Raw genomic sequence first — 13,682 nt, 5'->3', positions numbered from 1 at the left:
AGCTCTTTATAATCCGCGCCACACCATACTCAGGTATGCAAAACAACAGAACATTGACAGAGGTTATCATGGCTATTGAACGTACTTTTTCCATCATCAAACCAAACGCGGTGGCAAAAAACGTTATTGGCAGCATCTTCGCTCGCTTTGAATCTGCAGGGTTCAAAATTGTTGGTACCAAAATGCTGCACCTGACCGTTGAGCAGGCTCGCGGCTTCTACGCTGAGCACGAAGGTCGCCCATTCTTTGACGGCCTGGTGGAGTTCATGACCTCCGGTCCAATCGTGGTATCCGTACTGGAAGGCGAAAACGCCGTACAGCGTCACCGCGACCTGCTGGGCGCAACCAACCCGGACAACGCGCTGGCAGGTACTCTGCGCGCTGACTACGCTGACAGCTTCACCGAGAACGGTACCCACGGTTCTGACTCTGTTGAATCTGCTGCACGCGAAATCGCTTTCTTCTTCGCAGAAGGCGAAGTGTGTCCACGTACCCGTTAATTTAACGGTTTCGTTTACACATTATTTTCGTAAATGCCGCGTCCAGACGTGGCATCCCTGCGCCAGACTTTGTACAATGCAACGCCCCGGACGAGCAGACCGCTTTCTGGGGCGTTTCTATTCAACCCTCCATGGGCCATAACGTGTAACAACGAGGCCGGTAAATATTATGTCTGAATTAGTGAATACCTCCGAAGTCGCCATTCCTGCGGTTCCCAATAAAAATGGAAAAATCAACCTGCTGGATCTGAACCGTCAGCAGATGCGCGAGTTCTTCAAAGAGATGGGCGAAAAGCCGTTTCGTGCCGATCAGGTCATGAAGTGGATGTACCATTACTGCAGCGACAATTTTGATGACATGACTGACATCAACAAGGTCCTGCGCAATAAGCTCAAAGAAGTGGCTGAAATCCGCGCCCCGGAAGTGGTGGAAGAGCAGCGCTCCGCAGATGGCACCATCAAATGGGCGATTGCGGTGGGCGATCAGCGCGTTGAAACCGTCTACATTCCGGAAGAAGACCGCGCGACGCTGTGTGTCTCCTCCCAGGTTGGCTGTGCGCTGGAGTGCAAATTCTGCTCAACCGCGCAGCAAGGCTTTAACCGTAACCTGCGTGTTTCAGAAATTATCGGCCAGGTCTGGCGTGCTGCGAAAATCGTCGGCGCGGCAAAAGTGACCGGCACTCGCCCAATCACCAACGTGGTGATGATGGGGATGGGTGAGCCGCTGCTGAACCTGACCAACGTCGTTCCGGCGATGGAAATCATGCTGGATGACTTCGGCTTTGGTCTGTCCAAGCGTCGCGTCACGCTGTCGACCTCAGGCGTTGTGCCTGCGCTGGACAAGCTCGGCGATATGATTGACGTTGCGCTGGCGATCTCCCTGCACGCGCCAAACGATGAAATTCGTGACGAAATTGTGCCAATCAACAAAAAGTACAATATCGAAACCTTCCTCGCTGCCGTACGTCGCTATCTGGAGAAATCCAACGCCAACCAGGGTCGCGTCACTATCGAGTACGTGATGCTGGACCACGTCAACGACGGTACCGAACATGCGCATCAGCTGGCTGAACTGCTGAAAGATACGCCATGTAAAATCAACCTGATCCCGTGGAACCCGTTCCCGGGCGCGCCGTATGGCCGTAGCTCGAACAGCCGTATCGACCGTTTCTCCAAGGTGCTGATGGAGTATGGTTTCACCACCATCGTGCGTAAAACGCGTGGTGATGATATTGATGCCGCATGTGGACAGCTGGCTGGTGATGTTATTGACCGTACCAAGCGTACCCTGCGTAAACGCATGCAGGGCGAGACGATCGCGGTTAAAGCTGTTTGATTATTATGCACTCACGGCGCATTATCTGCGCCGTGAGACATAACCTTACTGAATAATCAGTCAGATTCGTGAAGACTGATCAATAATTACGGTGCGTTTCATCCGACTTTCGGGCAGTATGTAACGACGTAACAACAGTTTAGCCGTACGGGCAGGGCTGTACTGTCATCTCCGGGCTGACAGTCTTATACTCTGTGTTCAAGGTTAACTGACCAGAAGTTTCGCGGTGCGGGTGGCATTGTGACTCACCGGCGCCTGAACCCTTTTTTTCACGTACCAGTAGTTGTAGCGAATGAATACTGAAGCCACTCACGACCAACATGAAGCACTCTCCACTGGCGTTCGTCTTCGCAACGCCCGTGAACAACTCGGACTCAGCCAGCAAGCCGTCGCAGAACGCTTGTGCCTGAAGGTTTCCACGGTTCGCGATATTGAAGAAGATAAGGCACCCGCCGATCTGGCTTCAACGTTCTTGCGCGGTTATATCCGCTCTTACGCAAAACTGGTGCACATCCCCGAAAACGAATTACTGCCAATGATGGAGAAGCAGGCGCCGGTCCGTGCAGCAAAAGTTGCGCCGATGCAGACCTTCTCCCTGGGGAAACGTCGTAAAAAACGTGATGGCTGGCTGATGAGCTTTACCTGGCTGGTGCTGTTTGTGGTGGTCGGTCTGACCGGTGCGTGGTGGTGGCAAAACCACAAGGCGCAGCAGGAAGAGATCACCACTATGGCCGATCAATCCTCCGCCGAACTCAACCAGGCCGGAACGGATAACGCCCAGAGCGTGCCGCTGAATACCGACGGTGCAGCGACTTCCAGCGAGCCACAGACCGCAGCGCCAGATGCGACAGCGACCAATGCTGCGCAGGCTCCGGCAGCAACGGCTAACACCGCTGCGCCTCAGGCTCAGGATCAAAACGCGGTGGTTGCCCCTTCTCAGGCGAATGTTGATACTGCGGCGAACGCGCCTGCGGCTACTCAGCCTGCAGACAATACCGCAGCGTCTCTGCCAACCAGCCCGGCGGGTACGGCGACACCCGCAGCCGATCCTAACGCGCTGGTAATGAACTTCAGCGCCGACTGCTGGCTGGAAGTGACTGACGCGACAGGTAAAAAACTGTTCAGCGGCCTGCAGCGCAAAGATGGCACGTTAAACCTAACGGGCCAGGCGCCTTATAAACTTAAAATCGGCGCTCCGGCAGCGGTACAGATCCAGTATCAAGGAAAACCTGTCGACCTGAGCCGCTTTATCAGAACTAACCAGGTTGCACGTCTTACCGTTAATGCCGAACAATCAGCAGCACAGTAACAGACGGGCAACGCGGGAGATTTTTCATGCATAACCAGGCTCCGATTCAACGTAGAAAATCGAAACGGATTTACGTTGGGAATGTGCCAATCGGCGATGGGGCACCTATCGCCGTTCAGTCGATGACCAATACGCGCACCACCGATGTGGAAGCGACGGTCAATCAAATCAAAGCATTAGAACGTGTCGGCGCGGATATTGTTCGCGTCTCCGTCCCGACCATGGATGCGGCTGAGGCGTTCAAACTGATCAAACAGCAGGTCAGCGTTCCGCTGGTGGCTGATATTCACTTCGACTACCGCATCGCACTGAAAGTGGCCGAGTACGGCGTCGATTGCCTGCGTATTAACCCGGGCAACATCGGTAACGAAGAGCGTATCCGCATGGTCGTGGACTGCGCCCGCGATAAAAATATTCCTATCCGTATCGGCGTTAACGCCGGTTCCCTGGAAAAAGATCTGCAGGAAAAATACGGTGAGCCTACGCCGCAGGCGCTGCTCGAATCCGCGATGCGTCACGTCGATCATCTCGATCGCCTTAACTTCGATCAGTTCAAAGTCAGCGTAAAAGCGTCCGACGTGTTCCTGGCCGTAGAATCTTATCGCCTGCTGGCAAAGCAGATCGATCAGCCTCTGCACCTCGGGATCACCGAAGCGGGCGGCCTGCGCAGCGGCTCGGTAAAATCCGCGATCGGTCTGGGGCTGCTGCTCTCTGAAGGGATCGGTGACACCCTGCGCGTCTCGCTGGCGGCGGATCCTGTCGAAGAGATCAAGGTCGGCTTCGATATCCTGAAATCACTGCGTATTCGCGCGCGTGGGATCAACTTCATTGCCTGCCCAACCTGTTCACGTCAGGAGTTCGATGTGATCGGTACGGTGAATGCCCTGGAGCAACGTCTGGAAGACATTATCACCCCGATGGACGTCTCCATCATCGGCTGCGTGGTGAACGGTCCGGGTGAAGCCCTGGTGTCAACCCTGGGCGTGACCGGCGGTAACAAGAAAAGTGGTCTCTATGAAGATGGCGTTCGAAAAGATCGTCTGGATAATAGCGACATGATCGACCAGCTTGAAGCCCGCATCCGCGCCAAAGCCGCCATGATGGACGAGACACAGCGTATCAACGTTCTGCAGGTTGAAAAATAACGTGATGGGAAGCCGTGAGCTTCCCATGTATGATTGAACCCATTCTTTGGGTTTTTTTTGTATATAGAAAGAGAATAAACGTGGCAAAAAACATTCAAGCCATCCGCGGCATGAACGATTATCTGCCTGGCGAAACCGCCATCTGGCAGCGCATTGAAGGCACGCTGAAGCAGGTGCTCGGCAGCTACGGTTACAGCGAAATTCGTTTGCCGATTGTAGAGCAGACCCCGTTATTCAAACGCGCGATCGGTGAAGTGACCGACGTGGTTGAAAAAGAGATGTACACCTTTGAGGACCGCAACGGCGACAGCCTGACCCTGCGTCCGGAAGGGACGGCGGGCTGCGTACGCGCCGGCATCGAACATGGTCTTCTGTACAATCAGGAGCAGCGTCTGTGGTATATCGGCCCGATGTTCCGCCACGAACGTCCGCAGAAAGGGCGTTATCGCCAGTTTAATCAGCTGGGTGTGGAAGTCTTTGGCCTGCAGGGCCCGGACATCGACGCTGAACTGATTATGCTGACCGCCCGCTGGTGGCGTGCGCTCGGTATCGCCGATCACGTTTCCCTTGAGCTGAACTCTATCGGTTCTCTGGAAGCGCGTGCGAACTACCGCGATGCGCTGGTGGCGTTCCTGGAACAGCATAAAGAGAAACTGGACGAAGACTGCAAACGTCGCATGTACAGCAACCCGCTGCGCGTTCTGGATTCCAAAAACGCCGATGTTCAGGCACTGCTGAACGATGCGCCTGCGCTGGGTGATTACCTGGACGACGAGTCGCGCGAACACTTCGCGGGCCTGTGTAAGCTGCTTGAAGCGGCGGGTATCGCCTATACCGTAAACCAGCGCCTGGTGCGCGGTCTGGACTACTACAACCGTACCGTGTTTGAGTGGGTGACCACCAGCCTCGGCTCTCAGGGCACCGTGTGCGCGGGCGGTCGTTACGACGGTCTGGTTGAGCAACTTGGCGGTCGCGCTGCGCCTGCGGTTGGCTTCGCGATGGGTCTTGAGCGACTTGTTTTGCTGGTTCAGGCAGTTAATCCGGAATTTAAAGCAGATTCCGTTGTCGATATATACCTGGTGGCCTCAGGCGCGGAAACGCAGTCTGCGGCAATGCAGCTTGCCGAACGCGTGCGCGATGCGCTGCCGGGCGTTAAGCTGATGACCAACCATGGCGGCGGCAACTTCAAAAAACAGTTTGCTCGTGCCGATAAGTGGGGCGCAAGTATCGCACTGGTGCTGGGTGAGTCCGAAGTGGCTAACGGCGAAGTGGTGGTGAAAGACCTGCGCTCTGGTGAGCAGACAACGGTAACGCAGGACGGCGTTGCGGCGCACTTGCGCACTCTATTGGGCTAAGGAGAAGGACTGCGTGGAAATTTACGAGAACGAACACGATCAGGTCGACGCGATTAAACGCTTCTTTGCTGAAAACGGCAAAGCGCTGGTTGTTGGGGTTATTTTAGGTGTCGGTGCGCTGGTAGGCTGGCGTTACTGGAACAATCATCAGGCGGATTCCGCGCGCGGCGCGTCCCTGTCCTATGAAAATACCGTGAGCGCAATTCGTGCCGATCAGCCGCAAACGCTGACGGCGGCAGAAAAATTTGCAGCTGACAACAAAAACACCTACGGTGCACTGGCTGCGCTGGAAGTGGCTCAGCAGTACGTTGATAAGAACGAACTGGATAAAGCCGTTGCTCAGCTGTCTCAGGGCCTTGCTGCCGCCAGTGATGAAAATCTGAAAGCGGTGATCAATCTGCGCCTGGCACGTATTCAGGTTCAGCAGAAGAAAGCTGACGATGCGCTGAAAACGCTCGATACCATCAAAGGCGAAGGTTTTGCTGCCATCGTTGCCGATCTGCGCGGTGAAGCACTGCTGAGCAAAGGTGACAAAGCGGGCGCGCGTAAAGCGTGGCAAGCTGGCGTAGAGAGCAATGCCTCACCTGCGCTGAGCGAAATGATGCAGATGAAAATAAATAATTTGTCCGTCTGAGAGGGACCCGATGCAATTGCGTAAATTACTTCTGCCAGGACTGCTTTCTGTTACGTTATTGAGTGGTTGTTCACTGTTCAGTGGCGAAGAAGACGTTGTGAAAATGTCCCCACTGCCGACGGTTGAAAACCAGTTTACCCCATCCACCGCGTGGGATGTCTCCGTGGGCAATGGGATTGGTGATTTCTATTCCAACCTTCATCCAGCGTATGCAGACAGCGTTGTCTATGCGGCCGATCGCAAAGGTACCGTGAAAGCGGTGAACGCGGATGACGGAAAAGAAGTGTGGTCCGTTAACCTGGCGGAAAAAGACGGCTGGTTCTCCCGTAAGCCTGCACTGCTGTCTGGCGGCCTGACCGTTGCCGGTGGCCACGTCTACGTGGGCAGCGAAAAAGCGCAGGTTTATGCCCTGAACAGCAGCGACGGTTCCATTGCCTGGCAAACGACCGTGGCGGGGGAATCCCTCTCTCGTCCGGTGGTGAGCGATGGCCTGGTGCTGATTCATACCAGCAACGGCCAGCTGCAGGCGCTGAACGAAGCGGACGGCCTGGTGAAATGGACCGTTAACCTGGATATGCCTGCGCTCTCTCTGCGCGGCGAATCTGCCCCGGCTACCGCATTTGGTGCTGCCATTGTCGGCGGCGACAACGGTCGCGTAAGCGCCGTGCTGATGCAGCAGGGCCAGATGATCTGGCAGCAGCGTATCTCTCAGGCCACTGGCTCAACGGAAATTGACCGTCTGAGCGACGTGGACACAACGCCGGTCATCGTTAACGGTGTGGTTTACGCGCTGGCCTACAACGGCAACCTGGCCGCGCTGGATCTGCGCAGCGGCCAGATCATGTGGAAACGTGAGCTGGGCTCGGTAAATGATTTCATCGTTGAGGGTAACCGCATCTATATGGTTGACCAGAACGACCGTCTGCTGGCCCTGAGTACCGAAGGCGGCGTGACGCTGTGGACGCAAAGCGATCTGCTGCACCGTCTGCTGACTGCGCCAGCGCTGTACAACGGTAGCCTGGTTGTCGGCGACAGCGAAGGGTATATGCACTGGATCGATCCGGATAATGGCCGCTTTGTTGCACAGCAAAAAGTCGACAGCTCTGGTTTCCTGACCGACCCGGTCGTGGCCGACGGCAAACTGCTGATTCAGGCAAAAGACGGCACGCTGTACGCGATCACGCGTTAATTACCCGGCGGTTGTAGTATACTAAACGGCTCCTGTTCACTCAGGAGCCGTTTTGACATTTTTAAAAACGCCGCGAAAGCGACGTTATTTTGAATTTTATGAGGCTTCAAACATGGTACCTGTGGTCGCGCTTGTCGGGCGCCCTAACGTTGGAAAATCCACTCTTTTTAACCGTTTAACACGCACCCGTGATGCGCTAGTTGCGGATTTCCCGGGGCTGACGCGTGACCGTAAGTACGGTCGTGCAGAGGTGGAAGGACGCGAGTTCATCTGTATTGATACCGGTGGTATTGACGGCACAGAAGACGGCGTGGAAACCCGCATGGCGGAACAGTCGCTGCTGGCGATTGAAGAAGCGGACGTGGTGCTGTTCATGGTGGACGCGCGCGCTGGCCTGATGCCGGCGGACTCCGCTATCGCTAAACACCTGCGTTCACGCGAAAAGCCAACCTTCCTGGTGGCGAACAAAACCGACGGCATCGATGCCGATCAGGCCATCGCAGATTTCTGGTCACTGGGTCTGGGTGAGATCTACCCTATCGCGGCATCGCATGGCCGTGGCGTCACCAGCCTGCTGGAAACCGTTCTGCTGCCGTGGGTTGACGAAGTGAACCCGCCGGAAGAGGTGGACGAAGACGCGGAATACTGGGCGCAGTTTGAAGACGGCGAAGCGGGCGAAGAAGAAGAGCCTGAAGACGACTTCAACCCGCAGGATCTGCCGATCAAGCTGGCCATCGTGGGCCGTCCAAACGTAGGTAAGTCTACACTTACTAACCGTATTCTGGGTGAAGAGCGCGTGGTCGTTTACGATATGCCGGGCACCACCCGCGACAGTATCTACATCCCGATGCAGCGCGATGAGCGTGAGTATGTCCTCATCGACACCGCCGGAGTGCGTAAGCGCGGGAAAATCACCGATGTGGTGGAAAAATTCTCCGTTATCAAAACCCTGCAGGCGATTGAAGATGCCAACGTCGTGCTGCTGGTTATCGACGCGCGCGAAGGGATCTCCGATCAGGACCTCTCTCTGCTCGGCTTTATCCTCAATAGTGGGCGCTCACTGGTTATCGTGGTCAACAAATGGGATGGCCTGAGCAATGAAGTGCGTGAGCAGGTGAAAGAGACCCTCGACTTCCGTCTGGGCTTTATCGACTTTGCTCGCGTACACTTCATCTCTGCGCTGCACGGCAGCGGCGTGGGTAACCTGTTCGAATCCGTGCGCGAAGCGTACGACAGCTCCACCCGTCGTCAGAGCACCGCCATGCTGACCCGTATCATGAATATGGCTGCGGAAGACCATCAGCCGCCGCTGGTGCGCGGCCGTCGCGTGAAGCTGAAATACGCCCACGCCGGTGGTTATAACCCGCCAATCGTGGTGATCCACGGCAACCAGGTGAAAGACCTGCCGGATTCCTACAAGCGCTATCTGATGAACTACTTCCGTAAATCGCTGGACGTGATGGGCACGCCTATCCGTATCCAGTTCAAGGAAGGGGAAAACCCGTTCGCCAACAAGCGCAACACCCTGACGCCGAACCAGATGCGCAAGCGTAAGCGTCTGATTAAGCACATTAAGAAAAGCAAATAAGCTTTGCTGAACGCACGAAAGCCCGCGACTCTCGCGGGCTTTTTTTTGCCCATTCATACCGCCGGTTTTCTCTGTGTGAAGTCAATCACTATTCACTTTTAACCAAGTTTAAATCTAAGAAAGTAGACAATCGTCGAATTTTCATCTTAAAGTCCAAGGTCCGGTACTAGACAAAACTAGCGCCTGGTTATCAAATGGTTAACCAACTTTTCGCCGCATGTGAAAAATCGGCCAGATACGTAACTGGCCGGCGTACCTGCTGGTGTTTACAAGCACGACGACATACCTTTCGGGAGAATTATGCAATCCTCTGTTAATCAAAAAGAGAGCCGAACGTTCTTCGGCCATCCGTATCCGCTCGGTTCGCTGTTCTTCACCGAGATGTGGGAGCGTTTCTCGTTTTACGGCATTCGTCCGTTACTGATCTTGTTTATGGCCGCCACCGTCTATGACGGCGGGATGGGCCTGGCGCGTGAAAACGCCTCGGCGATTGTCGGTATCTTTGCCGGCACCATGTACCTGGCCGCGCTGCCGGGCGGCTGGCTGGCGGATAACTGGCTCGGCCAGCAGAGAGCCGTCTGGTACGGTTCGATCCTGATTGCGCTCGGTCACCTGTCGATTGCGCTCTCGGCCATCATGGGCAATAACCTGTTCTTTATCGGCCTGATGTTCATCGTGCTCGGCTCCGGGCTGTTTAAGACCTGTATCTCGGTAATGGTCGGTACCCTTTATAAAAAAGGCGACGCGCGTCGCGACGGCGGCTTCTCGCTGTTCTATATGGGCATCAACATGGGCTCGTTCATTGCCCCGCTGATTTCCGGCTGGCTGATCAAAACCCACGGCTGGCACTGGGGCTTTGGTATTGGCGGTATCGGGATGCTGGTGGCGCTGATTATCTTCCGCGTGTTTGCCGTTCCGGCAATGAAACGCTATGACGGCGAAGTCGGCCTCGACTCCACCTGGAACAGCCCGGTGGTGAAGCGTAACGGCGTGGGCGCCTGGCTGCTGGCGCTGGCGGCAGGCGTGGCAACGATCGTGACGCTGATTGCGCAGGGCGTGATTGTGATTAACCCGGTCGCGGTAGCCAGCGTGCTGGTTTACGTGATTGCGGCATCCGTTGCCCTCTACTTTATTTATCTGTTTGTTTTTGCAGGACTGAACCGTAAAGAGCGCGCCAGACTGCTGGTCTGCTTTATTCTGCTGATCTCCGCGGCGTTCTTCTGGTCCGCGTTCGAGCAGAAGCCAACCTCGTTCAACCTGTTTGCCAACGACTACACTAACCGCATGATCGGCGATTTCGAAATCCCGGCGGTGTGGTTCCAGTCGATCAACGCCCTGTTCATCATCCTGCTGGCACCGGTGTTCAGCTGGGCGTGGCCGAAGCTGGCGAGCATGAACATTCGTCCGAGCAGCATCACCAAGTTTGTTATCGGTATCCTGTGTGCCGCAGCGGGCTTTGGCCTGATGATGCTGGCGGCACAGAACGTGCTGAGCAGCGGTGGGGCGGGCGTATCGCCGTTCTGGCTGGTGGGCAGTATCCTGATGCTGACGCTCGGCGAGCTGTGTCTCAGCCCGATTGGCCTGGCGACCATGACGCTGCTGGCGCCGGAGAGAATGCGCGGCCAGATGATGGGGCTGTGGTTCTGTGCGAGCGCGCTGGGTAACCTGGCGGCGGGTCTGATTGGCGGCCACGTGAAGGCCGACCAGCTGGATATGCTGCCGGATCTCTTTGCGCGCTGCTCCGTCGCGCTGCTGATTTGTGCCGCGGTACTGATCGTCCTCATTGTTCCGGTACGCCGCATGCTGGAAAATGCGCAGACTAAACCGGCAGCTAACGCCTCATAAACCTCAGCATGCCGGGGCGGCGTTATGCCCCGGCATCGATTCCCTGAGGTGAAACTATGCAGTTAGGATTTGTCGGTCTTGGTGCGGTCGTGGAAACCGCGTATCTGCCCGCCTTACGTCGCCTTTTTGGTCACACGGTTCATTGTTTTGGATTTGATGTTCTCCCCACCAGGCAGCCTGAAGGCGTCACGCGCTGCGCTTCGCTTACGGAACTTCTCGCCGTACCGCTTGATACTCTCTTTATTACCACCGCATCGCTGCACCACCTCGAGGTGCTGGAACAGGCCATAGCCTCGGCCGTTCCGCGGATTGTGATTGAAAAACCGATCGTCGCCACGCTTCCCCAAATCAAAATGCTCAACGCGCTGCTGGCAAACCCCGACGCTGCTTCCCGCGTGCTGGCGCTCGATCACTGGATGGCGCGCATCGAAACGGTAAAGCGGTCGCTGGTTGGCAGCGTCTCTGACATCGTCAAAATCGACGGCTTTTTGCAGGAGCCGAGCGGAGTTAACGCCGCAGGGGAACCCATCGCGCTTAACTTTGCTACCGGCGAGCCGGACGCGCGTACGCTTCGCCACCCGGACGGCGTAATCCTGGATATCGGTACGCACGTGCTGGCGATGCTGCGCGAAACGGTGCGTTATCTGGGCGGAAGTGATGAGATGACGTTGCAGGTGGTCACGGCTAAAGACCGCCTGGGCCGCGCTATCGCAAAAGGCGACCTGACCACGGCGGAGGGCGAGGCGCATCTTCAGGGTCGCATCAGCGGCGTGCCGGTGGATATCTGGCTGAACAAATACGCGGGACCCGCGGGCGGGCAAAAAGGATTACGGCTCTGTTTGCGCGACGGGCGCATCATCAGCCACGACCGGCGCGGCGCGGAGGATGTGCTTGAGCTGAGTGAGGGTAAGGATATTGAGCGCTGGCATATCCCCGGGACACTCTACGAGCACTGTCTTGCCGGGCACATTCTGGGCACCAACAGTCTTTTTGAACGGGATCCGCACGAGGTGAGCCGCACGACGCGTCGCCGAATCGAGGAAGTTGAGCTGCTGCTGACCTTGCAGCAACAGCTGCGTGGCCCGCACTGAACGCGACGTGGTAAAATGATCGCAGACCAGAATGCTTTTAAGGAGTCACCATGACGATTACCTGCCCGGATTGCCAGGCACCGCTTGAGCCCCTGAACGGGGTGGCACACTGCGAGAGCTGTAATAAGGATATTGCGCTTGAAGCCCGCTGCCCGGAGTGCCATCAGCCACTCCAGGTCTTAAAAGCCTGCGGGGCAGTGGATTATTTCTGCCAGAACGGCCACGGCCTTATCTCCAAAAAACGCGTGGAGTTTGTTCGGGCCGAAGGTTAATCGCACACGCAGCCTTCGCCTTTCTGCCACAGCTCGACCAGCGACTCGGGTGCTTCCTGCTCCGGCACCAGCACGATGATATCGGCATAGTGCGCCTGATTTTGCCCGGTCCAGATAATCTGGATGCGGAAATAGCGCTGGTCGCCGCTGCCGGGTGACGAGGCCTGTCCCGGCGGCTGACCGCGCGGAAAGGCCTGCTCCAGGATGCTGACCAGGCGCTGGCGCTGGGCCTCATTGAGCGAGGAGAGCGCGATGGTGCGCTGGCCGCTCAGCTTGGGAATATAAGCGACGCCGCCTTCCCGGGCCAGCTCAACCACGGCGTCATCCGTCAGTTCCGGAACCTGCATTTACAACACTCCCACCTGTTCCCAGGCTTGTTTTATGGCCGCCCCAACGTCGCCGCCGGAACGTTTCTCTCCGTGCGCGATCGTCAGTTTTGCGAAGGCCTCAAAATCCGCATCCTGCGCCAGATTGCGATCGCAAACCGTGTCGTACCAGGCATAACCCGCTTTTTCCCAGGCATAGCCGCCGATCGCCGTCGCGGCCAGATAAAATGCCCGGTTGGGAATACCGGAGTTCAAATGCACGCCGCCGTTATCCTCGCGCGTTTTAATGAAATCCTTCATGTGTGCAGGCTGCGGGTCTTTGCCGAGCAGCGGATCGTTGTAGGCGGTGCCCGGTTCAGACATCGAGCGCAGCCCTTTGCCGTTGATGCCTTTTGCCAGCAGCCCTTCACCAATCAGCCAGTCTGCTTTCTCGGCGGTTTGCTTCAGATGGTACTGTTTCACCAGCGAGCCAAACACGTCCGACAGCGACTCGTTCAGCGCGCCGGACTGCTCAAAGTAGATAAGCCCGGCTTCGGTCTCGGTCACGCCGTGGCTCAGCTCATGCGCCACGACGTCTATGGCGATGGTAAAGCGGTTAAATATTTCCCCGTCGCCGTCGCCAAATACCATCTGCTGACCGTTCCAGAAGGCGTTCTGATATTCCCGACCGTAGTGAACGGTGCCGGTTAAAATAAGCCCTTTGTTATCGAGCGAATCGCGCTGATATTCCTTCCAGAAGAAATCATGGGTAATACCCAAATACTCGTACGCTTCGTCCACCGCCACATCGCCGTTCGACGGCTGACCTTCATAACGCACCTGCGTACCCGGCAGCTCCTGGGTCTGTTTCGCATCGTAGATATCGCGCTCCAGCTGTCCGGCTTTATTCACGTGCGGCGCGGCGGGTTTGCCCGGCATATGGGCCATCAGCGTCTGGACGTGGGTTAAGGTCTGGCGGGCACAGCGCTGCTGCGGTTCGGAACCGCTTTCGATAATACGACGAAGAATATACGGGGGAATAACGCTATGAAGATGGGGCATGCTGCTCTCCTTATTAAAAAAGGGAATAGCAGCAGTATAGTAAGTAACCGG

The 13,682-nt window shown here is 56.4% G+C and carries 13 protein-coding genes; 11 read left to right on the top strand and 2 right to left on the bottom strand.

The window, feature by feature from the left end; genetic code table 11:
* Positions 1 to 68 precede the first annotated feature (68 nt).
* The 11 genes from ndk (at position 69) to PI91_RS19380 (ending at position 12,264) form a co-directional block, all read left to right on the top strand.
* Positions 69 to 500, top strand: coding sequence for a nucleoside-diphosphate kinase (gene ndk, locus PI91_RS19430; RefSeq protein WP_003860625.1), 432 nt, complete (start codon positions 69 to 71; stop codon positions 498 to 500).
* Positions 501 to 669: 169 nt separating this feature from the next.
* Positions 670 to 1,836, top strand: coding sequence for a bifunctional tRNA (adenosine(37)-C2)-methyltransferase TrmG/ribosomal RNA large subunit methyltransferase RlmN (locus PI91_RS19425; RefSeq protein WP_014171168.1), 1,167 nt, complete (start codon positions 670 to 672; stop codon positions 1,834 to 1,836).
* 292 nt (positions 1,837 to 2,128) lie between these two features.
* A complete protein-coding gene (rodZ, locus tag PI91_RS19420) occupies positions 2,129 to 3,145 on the top strand; it encodes a cytoskeleton protein RodZ (protein WP_023325867.1) in 1,017 nt (338 codons plus the stop codon).
* A 26-nt stretch (positions 3,146 to 3,171) separates the two neighbouring features.
* The gene (ispG, locus tag PI91_RS19415) at positions 3,172 to 4,290 is read left to right on the top strand and encodes a flavodoxin-dependent (E)-4-hydroxy-3-methylbut-2-enyl-diphosphate synthase (RefSeq protein ID WP_039266848.1); all 1,119 of its coding nucleotides are present in this window, start codon (positions 3,172 to 3,174) and stop codon (positions 4,288 to 4,290) included.
* Positions 4,291 to 4,370: 80 nt separating this feature from the next.
* Positions 4,371 to 5,645, top strand: coding sequence for a histidine--tRNA ligase (hisS, locus tag PI91_RS19410; RefSeq protein WP_039024584.1), 1,275 nt, complete (start codon positions 4,371 to 4,373; stop codon positions 5,643 to 5,645).
* Between the two features lie 13 nt (positions 5,646 to 5,658).
* On the top strand, positions 5,659 to 6,279 hold the full coding sequence (locus tag PI91_RS19405) for a YfgM family protein (RefSeq protein WP_008502136.1): 621 nt from the start codon (positions 5,659 to 5,661) through the stop codon (positions 6,277 to 6,279).
* 10 nt (positions 6,280 to 6,289) lie between these two features.
* Complete coding sequence (bamB, locus tag PI91_RS19400; RefSeq protein ID WP_039266847.1) at positions 6,290 to 7,468, top strand: outer membrane protein assembly factor BamB; 1,179 nt, start codon at positions 6,290 to 6,292, stop codon at positions 7,466 to 7,468.
* A 112-nt stretch (positions 7,469 to 7,580) separates the two neighbouring features.
* Complete coding sequence (gene der, locus PI91_RS19395) at positions 7,581 to 9,056, top strand: ribosome biogenesis GTPase Der (RefSeq protein WP_008502134.1); 1,476 nt, start codon at positions 7,581 to 7,583, stop codon at positions 9,054 to 9,056.
* Positions 9,057 to 9,356: 300 nt separating this feature from the next.
* A complete protein-coding gene (locus PI91_RS19390) occupies positions 9,357 to 10,901 on the top strand; it encodes a peptide MFS transporter (protein WP_008502133.1) in 1,545 nt (514 codons plus the stop codon).
* Positions 10,902 to 10,957: 56 nt separating this feature from the next.
* Complete coding sequence (locus PI91_RS19385; RefSeq protein ID WP_039266846.1) at positions 10,958 to 11,992, top strand: oxidoreductase; 1,035 nt, start codon at positions 10,958 to 10,960, stop codon at positions 11,990 to 11,992.
* A 50-nt stretch (positions 11,993 to 12,042) separates the two neighbouring features.
* Positions 12,043 to 12,264, top strand: coding sequence for a zinc ribbon domain-containing protein (locus PI91_RS19380; RefSeq protein WP_023294288.1), 222 nt, complete (start codon positions 12,043 to 12,045; stop codon positions 12,262 to 12,264).
* Here the strand turns inward: PI91_RS19380 and PI91_RS19375 are convergent.
* Together PI91_RS19375 and PI91_RS19370 are read right to left on the bottom strand one after the other, a co-directional pair.
* Entirely contained in the window at positions 12,261 to 12,611 is a 351-nt protein-coding gene (locus PI91_RS19375; protein ID WP_023617312.1) for a protealysin inhibitor emfourin, read from the bottom strand. The two genes, PI91_RS19380 and PI91_RS19375, sit on opposite strands and share 4 nt — an antisense overlap.
* Complete coding sequence (locus tag PI91_RS19370; RefSeq protein WP_039266845.1) at positions 12,612 to 13,631, bottom strand: M4 family metallopeptidase; 1,020 nt, start codon at positions 13,629 to 13,631, stop codon at positions 12,612 to 12,614.
* Positions 13,632 to 13,682: the final 51 nt, after the last annotated feature.

Origin of the sequence: Enterobacter sp. FB (genome assembly GCF_000805795.1) — a bacterium.
GTDB classification, from domain to species: Bacteria; Pseudomonadota; Gammaproteobacteria; order Enterobacterales; family Enterobacteriaceae; genus Enterobacter; species Enterobacter roggenkampii.
Note: the sequence above shows the minus strand (reverse complement) of the source record. Positions and strands in the feature narration are given on the sequence as shown.

What these genes read in the sequence shown, in the direction of transcription:
- PI91_RS19385 (WP_039266846.1), top strand. Translation starts at nt 10,958, where the DNA reads ATGCAGTTAGGATTTGTCGGTCTTGGTGCGGTCGTGGAAACCGCGTAT.
- PI91_RS19390 (WP_008502133.1), top strand. Translation starts at nt 9,357, where the DNA reads ATGCAATCCTCTGTTAATCAAAAAGAGAGCCGAACGTTCTTCGGCCAT.
- bamB (WP_039266847.1), top strand. Translation starts at nt 6,290, where the DNA reads ATGCAATTGCGTAAATTACTTCTGCCAGGACTGCTTTCTGTTACGTTA.
- PI91_RS19425 (WP_014171168.1), top strand. Translation starts at nt 670, where the DNA reads ATGTCTGAATTAGTGAATACCTCCGAAGTCGCCATTCCTGCGGTTCCC.
- PI91_RS19380 (WP_023294288.1), top strand. Translation starts at nt 12,043, where the DNA reads ATGACGATTACCTGCCCGGATTGCCAGGCACCGCTTGAGCCCCTGAAC.
- ndk (WP_003860625.1), top strand. Translation starts at nt 69, where the DNA reads ATGGCTATTGAACGTACTTTTTCCATCATCAAACCAAACGCGGTGGCA.
- PI91_RS19370 (WP_039266845.1), bottom strand. Translation starts at nt 13,631, where the DNA reads ATGCCCCATCTTCATAGCGTTATTCCCCCGTATATTCTTCGTCGTATT.
- PI91_RS19375 (WP_023617312.1), bottom strand. Translation starts at nt 12,611, where the DNA reads ATGCAGGTTCCGGAACTGACGGATGACGCCGTGGTTGAGCTGGCCCGG.
- der (WP_008502134.1), top strand. Translation starts at nt 7,581, where the DNA reads ATGGTACCTGTGGTCGCGCTTGTCGGGCGCCCTAACGTTGGAAAATCC.
- rodZ (WP_023325867.1), top strand. Translation starts at nt 2,129, where the DNA reads ATGAATACTGAAGCCACTCACGACCAACATGAAGCACTCTCCACTGGC.
- ispG (WP_039266848.1), top strand. Translation starts at nt 3,172, where the DNA reads ATGCATAACCAGGCTCCGATTCAACGTAGAAAATCGAAACGGATTTAC.